The organism is Chitinophaga sp. 9-1-y (assembly GCF_059511905.2).
In genome coordinates this window covers 1,046,143-1,061,612 of the sequence record NZ_CM197955.1, presented here as the reverse complement: position 1 = coordinate 1,061,612, position 15,470 = coordinate 1,046,143, and the positions used below count along the sequence as shown (strand labels likewise).

At 44.5% G+C, this 15,470-nt stretch carries 15 protein-coding genes; 10 read left to right on the top strand and 5 right to left on the bottom strand.

Features of this window, described 5'->3' with window-relative positions; all coding sequences use genetic code 11:
* Window positions 1–419 precede the first annotated feature (419 nt).
* Window positions 420–1,748, top strand: coding sequence for an adenosylhomocysteinase (gene ahcY, locus AC5ZC7_RS04245; protein WP_496161958.1), 1,329 nt, complete (start codon window positions 420–422; stop codon window positions 1,746–1,748).
* Window positions 1,749–1,779: 31 nt separating this feature from the next.
* Here ahcY and AC5ZC7_RS04240 read toward each other — a convergent pair whose 3' ends face one another.
* Window positions 1,780–1,911, bottom strand: coding sequence for a hypothetical protein (locus AC5ZC7_RS04240; protein ID WP_496161959.1), 132 nt, complete (start codon window positions 1,909–1,911; stop codon window positions 1,780–1,782).
* Window positions 1,912–1,929: 18 nt separating this feature from the next.
* Between AC5ZC7_RS04240 and AC5ZC7_RS04235 the strand changes: the two genes are divergently transcribed.
* The gene (locus AC5ZC7_RS04235; protein ID WP_496161960.1) at window positions 1,930–2,661 is read left to right on the top strand and encodes a pyridoxine 5'-phosphate synthase; all 732 of its coding nucleotides are present in this window, start codon (window positions 1,930–1,932) and stop codon (window positions 2,659–2,661) included.
* Between the two features lie 257 nt (window positions 2,662–2,918).
* On the opposite strand, the gene lon is transcribed toward AC5ZC7_RS04235, so the two are convergent.
* The 4 genes from lon to AC5ZC7_RS04215 form a co-directional block, all read right to left on the bottom strand.
* Window positions 2,919–5,321 (bottom strand): endopeptidase La, encoded by a 2,403-nt coding sequence (gene lon / locus AC5ZC7_RS04230; protein WP_496161961.1) that lies wholly within the window; start codon window positions 5,319–5,321, stop codon window positions 2,919–2,921.
* Between the two features lie 231 nt (window positions 5,322–5,552).
* Window positions 5,553–6,155 carry an outer membrane beta-barrel protein gene (locus tag AC5ZC7_RS04225; protein ID WP_496161962.1) on the bottom strand — a complete coding sequence of 201 codons (603 nt, stop codon included), beginning with the start codon at window positions 6,153–6,155 and terminating at the stop codon, window positions 5,553–5,555.
* 112 nt (window positions 6,156–6,267) lie between these two features.
* Window positions 6,268–7,176, bottom strand: coding sequence for a TorF family putative porin (locus tag AC5ZC7_RS04220; RefSeq protein WP_496161963.1), 909 nt, complete (start codon window positions 7,174–7,176; stop codon window positions 6,268–6,270).
* A 112-nt stretch (window positions 7,177–7,288) separates the two neighbouring features.
* Window positions 7,289–8,557, bottom strand: a complete 1,269-nt coding sequence (locus AC5ZC7_RS04215) for a metallophosphoesterase (RefSeq protein WP_496161964.1) — start codon at window positions 8,555–8,557, stop codon at window positions 7,289–7,291.
* A gap of 382 nt (window positions 8,558–8,939) precedes the next feature.
* Here AC5ZC7_RS04215 and AC5ZC7_RS04210 point away from each other — a divergent pair, with 382 nt between their 5' ends.
* The 8 genes from AC5ZC7_RS04210 to cysD all read left to right on the top strand — a co-directional run bounded on the left by AC5ZC7_RS04210 (window position 8,940) and on the right by cysD (window position 15,401).
* Complete coding sequence (locus tag AC5ZC7_RS04210) at window positions 8,940–9,620, top strand: metal-dependent hydrolase (protein ID WP_496161965.1); 681 nt, start codon at window positions 8,940–8,942, stop codon at window positions 9,618–9,620.
* A 67-nt stretch (window positions 9,621–9,687) separates the two neighbouring features.
* The gene (locus AC5ZC7_RS04205) at window positions 9,688–10,509 is read left to right on the top strand and encodes a ParA family protein (protein WP_291929091.1); all 822 of its coding nucleotides are present in this window, start codon (window positions 9,688–9,690) and stop codon (window positions 10,507–10,509) included.
* Window positions 10,493–11,410 (top strand): ParB/RepB/Spo0J family partition protein, encoded by a 918-nt coding sequence (locus AC5ZC7_RS04200; RefSeq protein WP_496161966.1) that lies wholly within the window; start codon window positions 10,493–10,495, stop codon window positions 11,408–11,410. The genes AC5ZC7_RS04205 and AC5ZC7_RS04200 overlap by 17 nt, the downstream gene beginning before the upstream one ends.
* Window positions 11,411–11,468: 58 nt before the next feature.
* On the top strand, window positions 11,469–12,116 hold the full coding sequence (locus AC5ZC7_RS04195) for a DUF5683 domain-containing protein (RefSeq protein WP_496161967.1): 648 nt from the start codon (window positions 11,469–11,471) through the stop codon (window positions 12,114–12,116).
* Between the two features lie 42 nt (window positions 12,117–12,158).
* Window positions 12,159–12,869: a 4-hydroxy-tetrahydrodipicolinate reductase gene (gene dapB / locus AC5ZC7_RS04190; RefSeq protein ID WP_496161968.1), complete on the top strand. Its 711-nt coding sequence runs from the start codon at window positions 12,159–12,161 to the stop codon at window positions 12,867–12,869.
* Between the two features lie 185 nt (window positions 12,870–13,054).
* Complete coding sequence (locus AC5ZC7_RS04185; RefSeq protein WP_477074682.1) at window positions 13,055–13,471, top strand: RrF2 family transcriptional regulator; 417 nt, start codon at window positions 13,055–13,057, stop codon at window positions 13,469–13,471.
* Between the two features lie 283 nt (window positions 13,472–13,754).
* Window positions 13,755–14,438 (top strand): phosphoadenylyl-sulfate reductase, encoded by a 684-nt coding sequence (locus tag AC5ZC7_RS04180; RefSeq protein ID WP_496161969.1) that lies wholly within the window; start codon window positions 13,755–13,757, stop codon window positions 14,436–14,438.
* A gap of 54 nt (window positions 14,439–14,492) precedes the next feature.
* Window positions 14,493–15,401, top strand: coding sequence for a sulfate adenylyltransferase subunit CysD (cysD, locus tag AC5ZC7_RS04175; protein ID WP_496161970.1), 909 nt, complete (start codon window positions 14,493–14,495; stop codon window positions 15,399–15,401).
* Window positions 15,402–15,470 lie beyond the last annotated feature (69 nt).

The following is a 15,470-nucleotide window of genomic DNA, read 5'->3' as shown; positions in this document are numbered from 1 at the left end:
AGTCCTTTGTAAAACCCTATATGTGAATCTCTAAATTGGCTCTCCCGGTAGCACCAATAATGTTTCTTTCTATCTTCTGATGAAACTGAAAAACCAGCTACCGGCAATTATATATAATGTCTCTTTCTGATGGTGGAGGGGGTGCCTGAGACGTATTTATGGCATTTTGATGATTTCGATAATTATTTTATACCCTTCCACCTGTCGCACATTTCCAAACAATTAAATATAAAATCATATATTTTAATTAGCAAATCTATAATATTATTTATATTAAATCAAAATAATTTATTGATTTTGGAGTTGCAGGGGTAATTGCCGGGTGATTAACAAAATTTTAGACCCCTGCCTGCGATAGGAGCACAGTATCATTATGTTAAAAGTTAAAATAACCCTAGATTTGCAAAAAATAATTCAGCATGTCAACAATTGCAAAGTCCAATATTGATTTTAGCCTCGAATACAAGGTAAAAGATATGTCCCTGGCAGCCTGGGGTCGTAAGGAGATCGAACTGGCAGAAGCAGAAATGCCCGGTCTGATGTCATTGAGGGAAGAATATGGTAACACCAAACCATTGCAAGGCGCGCGCGTTGCCGGTTGCCTGCACATGACTATCCAAACCGCTGTATTAATTGAAACATTGGTTCACCTGGGTGCGGAAGTACGCTGGAGCTCCTGTAATATATTCTCTACACAGGACCATGCTGCTGCTGCTATTGCCGCTGCAGGTATCCCTGTATTTGCCTGGAAAGGCTTAAATGAGGCCGATTTCGATTGGTGCATTGAACAAACCCTGTTCTTCGGCAGCCCTGACCGTCCACTGAACATGATCCTGGACGATGGTGGCGACCTCACCAACATGGTATTCGACAAATACCCTGAACTTATCCAGCACATCAAAGGATTAAGTGAAGAAACCACTACCGGCGTTCACCGCTTATACGAGCGTATGAAAGCAGGTACCTTACCAATGCCTGCTATCAACATCAACGACTCTGTTACCAAATCCAAATTTGATAACAAATACGGCTGCCGCGAATCCTGCGTAGATGCGATCCGTCGTGCTACCGATGTAATGATCGCTGGTAAAGTAGCTGTTGTTGCTGGTTTTGGTGACGTAGGTAAAGGTTCTGCTGAATCACTGAGAGGTGCCGGCGCCCGCGTAATCGTTACTGAAATTGACCCGATCTGCGCTTTACAGGCTGCTATGGAAGGTTATGAAGTAAAGAAAATGAACGACGCGGTAAAAGAAGCTGATATCATCGTAACCACTACCGGTTGCCGCGATATCATCACCGGTGAACACTTCAAACTCATGAAAGATAAATGCATCGTTTCCAATATCGGTCACTTCGATATCGAAATTGATGTAGCCTGGTTAAATAAAAACTACGGCAATACCAAAGTAGAAATCAAACCACAGGTAGATAAATATACCATCGATGGTAAAGATATCATCCTGCTCGCTGAAGGCCGCCTGGTAAACCTGGGTTGCGCTACCGGCCACCCTTCTTTCGTAATGAGTAACTCCTTCACCAACCAGGTACTGGCTCAGCTGGAACTGTGGCTGCACTCAGAAAACTACGAAAACAAAGTATACGTACTGCCTAAACACCTCGATGAAAAAGTAGCACGCTTACACCTGAAAAAAGTTGGCGTAGAACTGGATGTCCTCACTACTTCCCAATCCGAATACCTCGGCATTCCGGTAGCTGGACCATTCAAACCAGACTACTACAGATACTAATAGCTGACGGCATAAAGCTGAAAGCAAAAAGCTATTTAAGCAATTGATTAGAGCGAATAATTGAAACGTCTGCGTTTTGATTATTCGCTCTGTTCTTTTTCGCAGTAATCATCCCCGTCAATGGCTTTTTGCTTTCGGCTTTCTGCTTTGTGCTTTCTTCCATAAGAAGTATTTTTGCATCATGACAAAGCTGAGTGTAAACATCAACAAGTTTGCTACCCTGCGAAATGCACGGGGAGGCAACCTACCGGATATTTTGAAAGTGGCACAGGATTGCGAACGCTTCGGTGCCGATGGTATCACCGTCCACCCACGCCCCGATGAACGTCATATCCGCTATCAGGATGTTAGAGACCTGAAACCATTAGTGACCACAGAATTCAATATCGAAGGATATCCCTCACAGGACTTTATGGACCTCGTACTGGCCGTTAAACCCGACCAATGCACACTGGTACCCGATCCTCCCAATGCCATTACTTCTAACACCGGCTGGGATACCATCGCTTACCAGTCGCAACTGAAAGATGTGATCTCCACCCTCAAAAAAGCAGGCATACGGGTATCCATTTTTCTGAATGCTGATGTCACCAAAGTAGAAGGCGCTAAAACCGCCGGAGCAGACCGCATCGAATTATATACCGGTCCCTACGCAGAAGAATATACGAACGCACGGACACAACCGCAAAATCTGCAATTGTTCAACGACTATAAAAATACAGCGAAAGAAGCCACTGCTATTGGCCTCGACCTGAACGCCGGTCATGACCTCAATCTCGATAACCTCCGCTTCTTCAAACTGCATATCCCGCAACTAAAAGAAGTATCTATCGGACACGCACTGGTGGCAGACGCCCTTTATTTCGGCCTGGAAAATACCATACAACTGTATAAACGCCAGTTGGTAGATTAAGCAGAAAGCGCAAAGCAGAAAGCATAAAGCTATTAGAGCGAATGACCTTGGCGGATATCATACGCTTTGATCATTCGCTCTAATAGCTTTATGCTTTCTGCTTTGCGCTTTCTGCTCAATAATAAAGCCATTCCCGATCAAGGAATGGCTTTATAACCCTTAAAACAATCAACATGAAGTTCATAGCGGGGTCACAACAAAACCGTTATGAACAGTATATAAATCGCCACCATGACTGATGGCAATGTTACGTGTACTTACTTCTTTAATAACGCAATATCCAGCACTTGGTTCATTTCACGTACATAATGGAACTTCATTCCTTTTATATAAGCAGGATTGATGTCCTTAATGTCTTTCTCATTTTGCCAGCACAGAATAATTTCCTTAATACCTGCCCTTTTGGCCGCCAGTATTTTTTCCTTGATACCACCTACTGGTAATACCTGCCCACGCAAAGTAATTTCCCCCGTCATTGCCAGGTAAGACTTTACTTTACGCCCTGAAAAAATGGAAGCCAGCGCTGTCATCATCGTGATACCCGCGCTGGGGCCATCCTTTGGTACAGCTCCTTCCGGAATATGCAGATGTACACTTTTCGTGGTGAATAACTTCGGATCCAGCTTCAGCTCTGCTGCATGAGAATGCAGGTAGCTCAATGCGGTGACAGCCGACTCTTTCATCACATTACCCAGGTTACCAGTCAGTTTCAGGTCTCCTTTCCCTTCACTCAAACTACTTTCTATAAACAGGATATCGCCTCCAACATAAGTCCAGCCCAGTCCTACCGCTACTCCCGGAGGATTACCCACCTTATACATCTCATTCGAATAACGGGGTTTACCCAGTATACGCTGCAGATCTTCCCCGGTTAAAGCCGTTGGTAATTCTTCTTCCATGGCTACCTGTTTGGCCAGGTTACGCATGATGGCAGCAAATTGCCTGTCCAGCTCACGCACCCCACTCTCACGGGTATAATCTGATATCAATTGCTCAATAACAGGGTTTCCAATCTTTATTTTCGTAGTTGCCAAACCATGTGCTTCCTGTTGCTTGGGCAACAGGTGCCTTTTCGCGATTTCTACCTTTTCTTCGATAGAATAACCACTCAGATCAATGATCTCCAGCCTGTCGCGCAGCGCAGGATGAATAGAATTGATGTTATTGGCGGTAGCAATGAACAATACTTTGCTCAGGTCATATTCCAGTTCCAGGTAATTATCGTAGAAAGTGCTATTCTGTTCAGGATCCAGTACTTCCAGTAAGGCAGAACTAGGATCGCCACGCATATCATTACCGATTTTGTCAATTTCATCCAGGATCATCACCGGGTTGGATGACTTGGTTTTACGGATAGACTGTACCACCCTGCCTGGCATAGCGCCGATATAGGTTTTACGATGTCCGCGGATTTCACTTTCATCATGCAAACCACCCAGGCTTAAACGTACATATTTACGTCCTACTGCATTGGCAATAGAGCGCCCCAGGGAGGTTTTACCAATACCCGGAGGGCCTACAAAACACAGGATCGGAGATTTCATATCTCCTTTCAGTTTTAAAACGGCCAGGTATTCCAGTATACGTTCCTTGATTCTTTCCATGCCGTAATGGTCATGGTCCAGTATTTTCTTCGCCTTTTTCAGGTCGTAGCTATCAGTGGTGTATTCGCCCCATGGCAAGTCCAGTAAGAGGTCCAGGTGATTATATACCACGCTGTAGTCGGGCGTGCTGGGATGCATACGCTCCAGTTTCTCAATGCCTTTGGCAAAAGCTTCCGCAGCGGCAGCAGGCCATTTCTTTTCTTCTGCCTTGCGCTTCATTTCTTTCAGCTCCCGGTCGTTGGCGTCACCTCCCAATTCTTCCTTGATAGACTTCATCTGCTGCTGCAGGAAATAATCCCGCTGCTGCTTATCCAGGTCTGCCTTGGTTTTGTTGGTAATCTTATTTTTAAGCTCTGCCAGCTGTAATTCTGTTTGCAACAGCTTCATCAACAATTCTGCACGGGTGCGCAGGTTGTTAATTTCCAGTAATTGCTGTTTGTCTTTCAGGTCAGAATTAAGGTTAGAAGATACGAAATGCACCAGGAAAGAGGGATTTTCGATATTCTTCAGGATAATGCTGGCTTCTGAGGGCAGGTTAGGCGACAGCTGAATAATCTGTGCGGCCAGGTCCTTAATAGAAGAAATATAGGCTTCAAATTCAGAGTCGTCTTCTGCAGCTTCATCCTGCAAAACACTGATTTTGGCCTTGAAGTAAGGATCTTCTGATACAATTTCATCTATTTTAAAGCGCTTGCGGCCCTGGATAATAATGGTGGTGCCACCATCGGGCATTTTAATGAGCTTAACAATACGCGCCACTGTACCTACATCACTCAGGTCTGTTACTGCCGGATCTTCTATGGTACTGTCTTTCTGCGCCACTACACCAATTGATTTATCGGTTTTGTAGGCGTCATTAACCGCTTTTATTGATTTATCCCGGCCTACCGTAATTGGCAGTACAACACCCGGAAATAATACCGTATTTCTTAATGGTAATAATGCCAGTTCATCGGGAATCTTTTCATCCTCCTGTCCTTCCCCATCTTCATTCAAAGGGATAATAGGCATGAACTCCATTTCATCTTCCGAATTTCCTAAATAAAATCTGTTCATCTGAGATATTTAAAGCCTCATGAGGACATTCTGTCAGACAATCCTGTATAAGTCCTCTATTTTTTATGTATCCCTACATTGTCAAGTTTAATGCCAAGTGACGAAGCGGCAGTGGGCAGCTAAACAGCTTTTAGCCATTAGCGTTTAGCTTTTAGAAAAAAATGCCGCGAAGAAGAACGTGATATACATTCCTCTTCGCGGCATTTTTTTCTAAAAGCTAAACGCTAACGGCTAGAAGCTAACCCCAACGCCCAATTGTATGCTCTGGTTTTTCCAGTTGCTGGTACTTACCACGCTGTTAAAGTCTTTCACATCATTGAAGCCAATAATGTAACGGGCGCTAATATTAATAATTGGTAATTGCAGCCATAAACCAGCTACACCGGAAATTTCGCCACCTTTGAAAGCCTGATTGGCAGCACCAAGTACTTTTTTGTCACTTACCAAAGCGCCAAACTGAGGACCTACCTGGAGTTTCAAACGTGGAGTACCTAAGTCAATATTTGCCAGTAATGGAATGCTCAGGTAGTTCAGTTTAATGTCTTTGTTATTATCCTTCAGATCTCCGGTAATATCACTCATTTTGTCTGTTGTTTTGGTTTTGGTAGAAGAAAAGATCACTTCTCCCTGTACACCAAATCCTTTAGCCAGGTTTACCTGTGCAAAACCACCCAGGTGGTACCCTAATTTGAACCCGTCCTGGAAACCGGTTCCATCCAGCTTTCCGAGGTTAGCACCTCCTTTAACACCGAAGCGGAGGAATTTAGTCTGAGCATTAACGGTCGATACAGCAGCGATCATCAGCACTGCTACGGCTAAAAACAGTTTTTTCATAATTATCTTTTGTTAGTAATGGTTAAAATATAGACGTCTCTGGAACATGATACCCCTATTTTGTAATTACGCTTCCCGTAAATACAAATTCCGTGCTATTTGTTAAAAGAAATCAAAAACTGTATGCCATGCGGGCCGTGAAATAACTCATAATTCCCTCGTTGGTTCCGCCGAGAGACTTGAAAACAGTGAAGGATGGCGCCAGGTTAATACGCCCTATAAAGTAAGACAAATTCATGGTAACATCTACCGCGCGGGGTTCAAAATCAGTATGATCTTCAAAGTTTAATTCCTTACCCGGATGCTTTTTATCTTTCATCAGCTTGGGTGATCGGGAGATATACTGGAATGCTTTGAGATTACTATAGTAGTTGGCCGTACCCATGGTAAGGTTTACAGAAGGGGTGAACATGACAACATCTGTCCTGGCCATAACGCCTGAATAAATGAAAGGATGCCTTACGGCGGCAATAATGTTAAAGTCGTTCCCCCGGAGGGTTTGCAGCACATGTACCCCTCCTGATATCTCTTTTCCCCAACCGTAATCCAGGCTCAAACCCGGTTGCAGCCACCATTTGCGATAATAGAAATAGGCAAATACTTCATTCTTAATCGGCGTGGCCGGTACATCACTGGAATCGGAATATATGTAGCGTGTATAAGAAATCCCGGTGAGGAAATTCTTGTTTTTCGTATAGTCGTAACCAGCAGTCAGGTCCCATTCAAACCATGGGGTGCTGTTAGCATTAAAGAGATAATAACTGCTAACACCGGCATAAAAACCGCTCTTATGATAATAGCTAAGCGAAGGAGACACAAATGTTTTTAAAACGATGGGCGTTTCAAAGTTGGCCACTTTACTCCCGTATGCAGGGTTATTACCATATCCGATACCAACCACTACCTCGCTTTTTTGCTGTTTCTGCAACAGCGAATCCAGCTGTTTCTCCAGCTCTGCTAAAGTCTGTCCCGTTGCAATACGGCTACATAACAACAGGAAAGTTAAGAAGTATAGGCGCATGTTTAATGAGTACGTAGCCGCAAGATAAGCGTAAATCCCCATTAAATGCCCCTGACCCCACGAATAGGACGAATGTGTGGTTAAACACTGCTTTTCTGTCGGTCAACCCTTTTTATGCCAGGTCTATCACGGTAATTTCCGGTAAAATACCTACTCGTCCCGGGTAGCCCAGGAAGCCAAATCCGCGGTTTACATAGAGGAATTGCTCCCCTTTTTTATATAATCCTGCCCATTCCTTGTAGAAATACTGGGCAGGGCTCCATTTCAGCCCGGGAATTTCCACACCGAACTGCATGCCATGGGTATGGCCGGCCAGCATCAGGTTAATGTCCGGGAATTCCGGGCGTACCTGTGCACTCCAGTGGGTGGGGTCGTGCGATAATAATATTTTAAACGGAATATGATCTACTCCTTCGTAGGCGCGTTTCAGGTCGCCATAGCGGGGGAAGCGTTTGATGGCGCTCCAGTTTTCCACACCCAACAGGGCTATTTGTTGTCCGTTGCGCTCCAGTACCGCGTTCTCATTCAACAGCAGCTTCCAGCCCAGTTCACCGTGTACTGCCTTAAGGCGTTCCAGGTTAGCATGCTGCATGGCGCTATAGCCATTCGGCGTTTTATCGGGCCAGGGAAAGTATTCTCCATAATCGTGATTTCCGAGAGAAGAATATACGCCCATCGGCGCTTTTACCTGGCTGAAGGCATCCATCCACTGGGCCATTTCATCCGCCCGGTCGTTCACCAGGTCGCCGGTAAACAATACCAGGTCAGGCTTTTGATCGTTGATCATTTTTATCCCTTTCAGCACTGCTTCGCGGTTGGCGAAGCTGCCGGAGTGAATATCGGAAATCTGCACGATGCGCATCCCTTTAAAGGCCGAAGGCAATTGCTTAAATGCCAGTTTTATTTTATGTATGCGGTAATTGTATTTGTTGGAAAAGCCATACATCAGTGTGGCAAAGAAAGTACCGCCCGTAATCAATCCCAGTCGGCTCAGGAACTGGGAACGGGTAATGCCGCTCACTACGCCGGGGGCCACATCTGCGGTGGGGGCACCGGAAAAACGGCGGATGATCCATACAATACCCCTTCTTACGTCATCCAGTAACAGGAATACGGTTACCAGCAACTTTGCTATTACCAGGCCCATGAAGATAGCAGTCAGGGTAGATTTAACCGGCGCCGGCCAGTTGTGCCAGTTGATATATGGTAACAAGGCAATGATCAGCAGGCAGGTAACAGATATAAACCAGTAAACGGAAAATGTAATGTTTCTTACCCGGGGAGCGGACATATAAACCATGGCTCTCACAGCCTGGAACACGTAAATGTCCAGCAACAGAATAACAACAATGAGAATAATAGAATTTAACCCAGGTCGCATTATAAAATTTTGATATAGTATATAATAATCAGGCAATTTAGTGCAAGTAATCTGGTAATAAAAGTTAAAAGTTGATTACCTGCTGGTATACAGACGAATAACAACGGGAAACATTGTATGTTTTTATTTTTTTTATTAAGCTGGCAGAAACTGTACATTTGCTGGCTGACCGGCATACAATAGATAATTTTAATATTTTAATAATATATTAAACTTACCCCTGCTTAAACTGGCTAAAAACGAACCCGTTAACAAATTGAGTGATCTGTTCTGCGAACAGTTTGTGTATAAATAAATATACTACAGCGCCTGATTTTTATGTAATCGTTGTATTTTTGTCCGATTAAGCTACTTTTAGAAATTCCGCAATAAAACGGTTATTATGAAGTATACTTGCTATGGACATTCCTGTTTTGCAGTGGAAATAAAAGGTAAAAAAATTCTTTTTGATCCTTTTATCACCCACAACGAGTTGGCGCAAAAAGTAGATATTCATGCCATTACGGCGGATTACATATTTGTGTCGCATGGTCATGAGGATCATACGGCAGACTTGCTGGACCTGGCAAAACGGACCAATGCTACTGTGGTATCCAATTATGAAATTGTGACATGGGCGGGAAAACAGGGGGTAGAAAAGCTGCATCCGATGAATACCGGTGGTAAATGGAAATTTGATTTTGGCACTGTAAAATGTGTGGTAGCACAACATTCCAGCAGTTTACCCGATGGCACTTATGGTGGTAATCCCATGGGATTTATATTTATGACGGAAGAAGGCAATTTTTATTATTCCGGCGATACTGCGCTCACATTAGACATGGAGCTGGTACCGGCCATTGCCTCTCTGGATTTTGCCGTACTACCCATTGGTGATAATTTTACCATGGGTATTGAAGATGCGATAGCAGCGGCAGAATTAATTGAATGCGATAAAATAATTGGTGTACACTACAATACATTTGGCTACGTTAAGATTGATGTACAAGAAGCATTACAACAGTTTGAAGATGCGGGGCTGGATTTGTTACTTCCTGAAATAGGCAGTACTATAGAGGTTTGAGGAAGAAGTGATCATTCATGATTTATCCTTTATCCTATAAATAACCTTTGAATTTTTAAATTACACAATGGCTAGAATAATCGCAATCGCTAACCAAAAAGGTGGCGTAGGAAAAACTACAAGTGCAATAAACCTGGCAAGCAGCCTGGCTGTGCTGGAATTTAAAACATTGCTGGTAGATGCGGATCCTCAGGCAAACAGCACCACAGGACTGGGTTTCGACCTGCGTAATGTGCAGCAGAGTTTGTATGATTGTATGGTGAACGATGTGCATGCCAAAGACGTGATACTGGAATCAGATACCCCTAACCTGAAAGTGCTGCCCTCCCATATTGACCTGGTAGGTGCAGAACTGGAACTCATCAATCACCCTACCCGGGAAAGAGTGATGAAACAGGTAATAGATAGCGTGGAAGCGGATTATGATTTTGTGATTGTAGACTGCTCCCCTTCCCTTGGCTTGATCACCGTAAATGCGCTCGTAGCATCCAACTCCGTGATCATCCCCGTACAATGTGAGTTTTTTGCATTGGAAGGATTGGGCAAATTGCTCAATACCATCAAAATCGTACAAAGCCGTCTGAATACTGACCTGGAAATTGAAGGTATCCTGATGACCATGTACGATGGTCGTTTGCGCCTTAGCAACCAGGTAGTGGACGAAGTAAAACAACACTTTGAAGAAAGTGTGTTTAATACCATCATTCACCGCAACACCAAACTGGGCGAGGCTCCCAGCTTTGGTAAATCTGTAATTATGTATGATGCAGCCAGTACCGGTGCTATTAATTACCTGAACCTGGCGAAAGAAATTCTGCAGAAACATAACTACACTAAAATTAAATCCAAAGACAAAATCCTAGCTATCAACGATGACCAATCCAAGTAAGAAAGAGGCATTGGGTAAAGGCATCCGCTCACTGCTTCAAAACATTGACACAGATCTGAAGCAGACTGCCGGCTCCCTGGGTGATAAGGTAGTAGCTACTGCTACCGGTATTGAACGCATTTCGCTCGATCAGATTGTTACCAATCCGAAACAGCCGCGTCGTGACTTCGATGAGGTTTCCTTACAGGAGTTAAGCCAGTCTATTAAACTCCATGACATTATACAGCCGATTACCGTTGCTAAAATCAGCCTGAAAAAATACCAGCTGATTGCCGGTGAACGACGCCTCAGAGCCAGCAAATTAGCCGGCCTGAAAGATATTCCCGCTTATGTGCGCCAGGTTAACGACCAGGAACTGCTCGAACTGGCACTGCTGGAAAACCTGCAACGTGAAAACCTCAATGCCATTGAGGTGGGATTAAGCTACAAACGGTTAATGGAAGAATGCTCCCTTACACAGGAGCAGGTAGCCGACCGCATGGGCAAAGAAAGAAGTACCGTTACCAACTATATACGCCTGCTCAAACTGCCACCGGATATCCAGGTAGCCGTACGCAATGGTCAGCTTAGCATGGGACATGCCCGTGTACTCACCGGCGTGGAAAATGTGGAAAACCAGTTGTTCCTTTACAACGAAATCCTCAAAGGCGGCCTGTCTGTTCGTCAAACAGAAGAGTTGGCGCGCAGAATGAATCAATCTGACAAAAATCCTCAGCAGAAATCTGCTAAACTGAAGCTGGCTCCTGCTTTCCAGAAAATTCAGGACCAACTGGCTTCTCACTTTTCGACTAAAGTAAAACTGGACAGAGGGAAAAGCGGCAAAGGCAGTATTTTAATTGAATTCTATTCAGATGAAGAACTGGATAGCATCCTGGAAAAAATAGATATATACGGTGGCTAATAAGTCGGAATACATACTTCATCTACTACAACGTGGCTGTTTATTGTTTTTGCTTACAATGGTAATTGCTGTTCCCCTCCGGGCACAACAAGATACCCTGCGGCCAATAGCCAAAACAATGGATACCCTGATACGGCCAATACCCGCACCAGGAACAGATACGGTGAAAGCGAATAAAGCGATTTTCAACGATTCTTCTTATGTACCCAATTCCAAATTGCCACACAGCCCGCGTAAAGCAGCACTTTATTCGGCGGTAGTACCAGGACTGGGACAAGCTTACAACAGGGAATACTGGAAAATACCACTGGTATACGCTGCCATTGGTACCTGTACCTACTTCTTTGTGGATAACATGAGCACTTATAAGTTGTTCCGCGATGCCTACCGCCTCCGGATGGATGGCAACCCGGATACCGAAACAACAGATACCCGTATTAAAAATTATCCTACCGAGGCGTTAAAGGTATACCGCGACCAGTACCGCCAATACGTAGATTATTCCGTACTGTTTTTCGTACTGGCCTATGGACTGAATATTGTGGATGCCACTGTATTTGCACACCTGCGCAATTTCGATATGTCCGACGATCTCAGCATGCGTATTTCCCCCACACTGATCAATAACCGTACACTGGGCATTGGCGTACACCTATCTATAGGTGGCAAAAAAAGTAAGGGGGTCCGCTACATTGCCGGCCTTTAATCATTCGTTTATCAATCAATCTAAATACAACTTTTAAGGGTCATGAAAATTGCGCTTATCGGATATGGTAAAATGGGAAAGGCAATAGAAACTATTGCTACCGCTAAAGGGCATGAAATTGTTATCCGGGCTACCAGTAAGGATATCCTGACAACCGAAGCACTGAGCCAGGCAGATGTAGCCATTGAGTTTACTGTGCCTGAAACTGCCTACGAAAACGTATTAAAATGCTTTGCCGCCAACGTTCCTGTTGTTTCGGGTACCACCGGGTGGCTCGATAAACTACCTGAAATAAACGCCCTTTGCATCGCAAAAAAGCAAGCCTTTTTACATGCCACCAATTTCAGTGTAGGCGTTAATATCTTCTTTGAACTGAATAAAAAACTGGCAGCCCTGATGGCTAACCAGCCGCAATACAATGTGTGGATGGAAGAAATTCACCACACACAGAAAAAGGATGCCCCCAGCGGCACCGCCATTAGCCTGGCAGAACAGTTGCTGGCGGCTGTTACCCGCAAAACCAGCTGGGTAAATGAGGAAACCAGCCAACCCGAAACACTGTCTATTATTTCCAAAAGAATAGACCCTGCACCAGGTACCCACATCATCAACTACACCTCTCCGATCGACGATATTACCATTACCCATACCGCTCACTCCAGGGAAGGCTTCGCTGCCGGCGCTGTAGTAGCGGCAGAATGGCTCAAAGGCAAAACCGGTGTTTTCACTATGAGCGAAGTACTGGGATTTTAGGTAGCTGTCAGCTTTTAGCCGTTGGCTTTTAGCAAAATGCAGCGGAGATGAATATATGATGTGTTCTTCCCCGCATTTGCTAAAGAACAGCTAATGGCTAACAGCTAAAAACTGCTTATCTTTGCAGGAATATTAAGTGTGCACCGCACTATTTTTTCATCCGGGAGGGATGCAAATCAGTCAATATGTTATCGAAAAAAACACAATACGCATTTCACGCATTAGTACACCTGGCAGAGAATGTAGATAAAGGTCCTATCCTTATCTCCGAGATCGCGCAGGAGAAAAGTATCTCTATCAAATTCCTGGAGAATATCTTGCTGGAATTGAAGAATGCCGGTATCCTTGGCAGTAAGAAAGGAAAAGGCGGTGGGTATTACCTCATGCGTCCTCCTAAAGAGATCGCGTTGGCGAAAATCATCCGTCTGCTGGACGGTCCTATTGCCTTGCTTCCCTGTGTGAGCCTGAACTATTACGAACGTTGCGAAAACTGTCGTGATGAAGCCGTTTGCGGACTCAATGAGGTGATGGGAAAAGTGAGGGATTCCGCCCTTAAAATACTGGAAAACAAAACATTGAAAGATATTCTGACCCGGAGCTAATGTCCGGGTTCAGGGACTGATAACAGCCGGCTTTTCAGGCCGGCTATCCCCTATGGTTACCCCCGTTCCCCATCTCCCTATATTCCTACCCCCACACACTCATTAAGAATTAAAAGCATATTACAGGCCGGATAACACCCGCTACCATGGCTTCTTTATAAGAAATTGGCAAATTTTTATTTTATTAGTCTATCTTTTTTATAGGTTTTATGTATTTTTGTTACAGGAGTAACCATAATTGCTCCGCTGGCACTAGACATATCAATTAATAAGGAAGATCTACATGACAGACATTACCACTGCGTTGGCCAACAAATCAGTGGAAGAAGCTATACAGTACCTGTTAGAACAATACCCGGGCGCTGTAGCCTTTTCCACCTCATTTGGCCAGGAAGACCAGGTAATAGCAGATATTATCTGGCGTAACCAATTGCCGGTTAGAGTTTTTACCCTTGACACGGGTCGCCTTTTCCAGGAAACATACGATGTAATGGACCTCACTATGGCCCGTTATAAACAACCCGTAGAAGTATTTTACCCCGAAACCGCTGCCGTTGAAAAATTACTCGCCGCCAAAGGACCTAACAGCTTTTACGAATCTGTGGAAAACCGCAAAGAGTGTTGTGGTATCCGCAAAGTAGTGCCCCTCAACAGGGCGCTGGAAGGCGTGAAAGTATGGATTACCGGCTTAAGGGCAGAACAATCTGATAACCGGCAAGGCATGGAAACCCTGGAATGGGACCCGCAACGCCATCTTTACAAATACAATCCGCTGATCCACTGGGGCTATGATGAAGTACTGGCCTACCTGGAACAACATAAAGTGCCTTATAACAAGTTGCACGACAAAGGCTTTGTCAGCATCGGTTGCGCCCCCTGTACAAGGGCCATAGAAGCAGGAGAACATCCCCGCGCCGGCCGTTGGTGGTGGGAACAGTCACAAAAAGAATGCGGCCTGCACGGATAATCGTGCGCCCATAGCCGTTAGAAAATTAGGTTTTAGCATAAATTATTATAGTCCATGACTCATCAAATAAATTGGGAATTTCCGCAGGCATTGGAAGATGAAGCCATTTATATACTTCGTGAAACCGTTGCACAATTCGAGAAACCGGTACTGCTGTTTTCCGGTGGAAAGGACTCTATCACCCTGGTACGCCTGGCACAAAAGGCTTTTTATCCCGGTAAAATTCCTTTTGCATTACTCCATGTAGATACCGGACATAACTTCCCTGAAACCATCGCATTCCGCGACTGGCTCGTGAATTCACTCGGACTCGATATCATTGTCAGAAATGTACAGGATAGCATTGACCAGGGAAAAGTACAGGAAGAAACTGGTAAATACGCCAGCAGAAACGCACTGCAAACAGTGACTTTGCTGGATGCCATCGAAGAAGGAAAGTTCGACGCCTGCATTGGCGGCGCCCGCAGAGACGAAGAAAAAGCCCGCGCCAAAGAAAGAATATTCTCTGTGCGCGATGAATTTGGTCAGTGGAACGCCAAAATGCAACGCCCCGAATTATTTGATATCCTCAATGGAAAAATTAATATAGGCGAAAACGTAAGGGTATTCCCTATTTCCAACTGGACCGAACTGGATGTATGGAATTACATTGTTCGCGAAAAACTGGAAATACCTTCTATCTACTTCTCCCACGAAAGAGAAATTATAGAAAGAGATGGCTTATACTGGCCTTACTCCCCTTACCTCAATACCACTGCGGATGAAGTACCTTATCGCCAGAAAGTACGGTTCCGTACGGTAGGCGATATGACCTGTACCGCTGCCGTTATTTCCGAAGCCGATAAACTGGAAGATATTATTGCTGAAATCATGGAAGCAAAAATATCTGAACGTGGTGCGCGTATCGACGATAAACGCTCTGAAGCCGCCATGGAAAAGAGAAAGCAGGCAGGATATTTCTAAACAGCAGTTAGCTATTAGCCTTTAGCTATTAGCGTTTCTGAGCAAGGAGTCCTTAATTAATTTTGAACA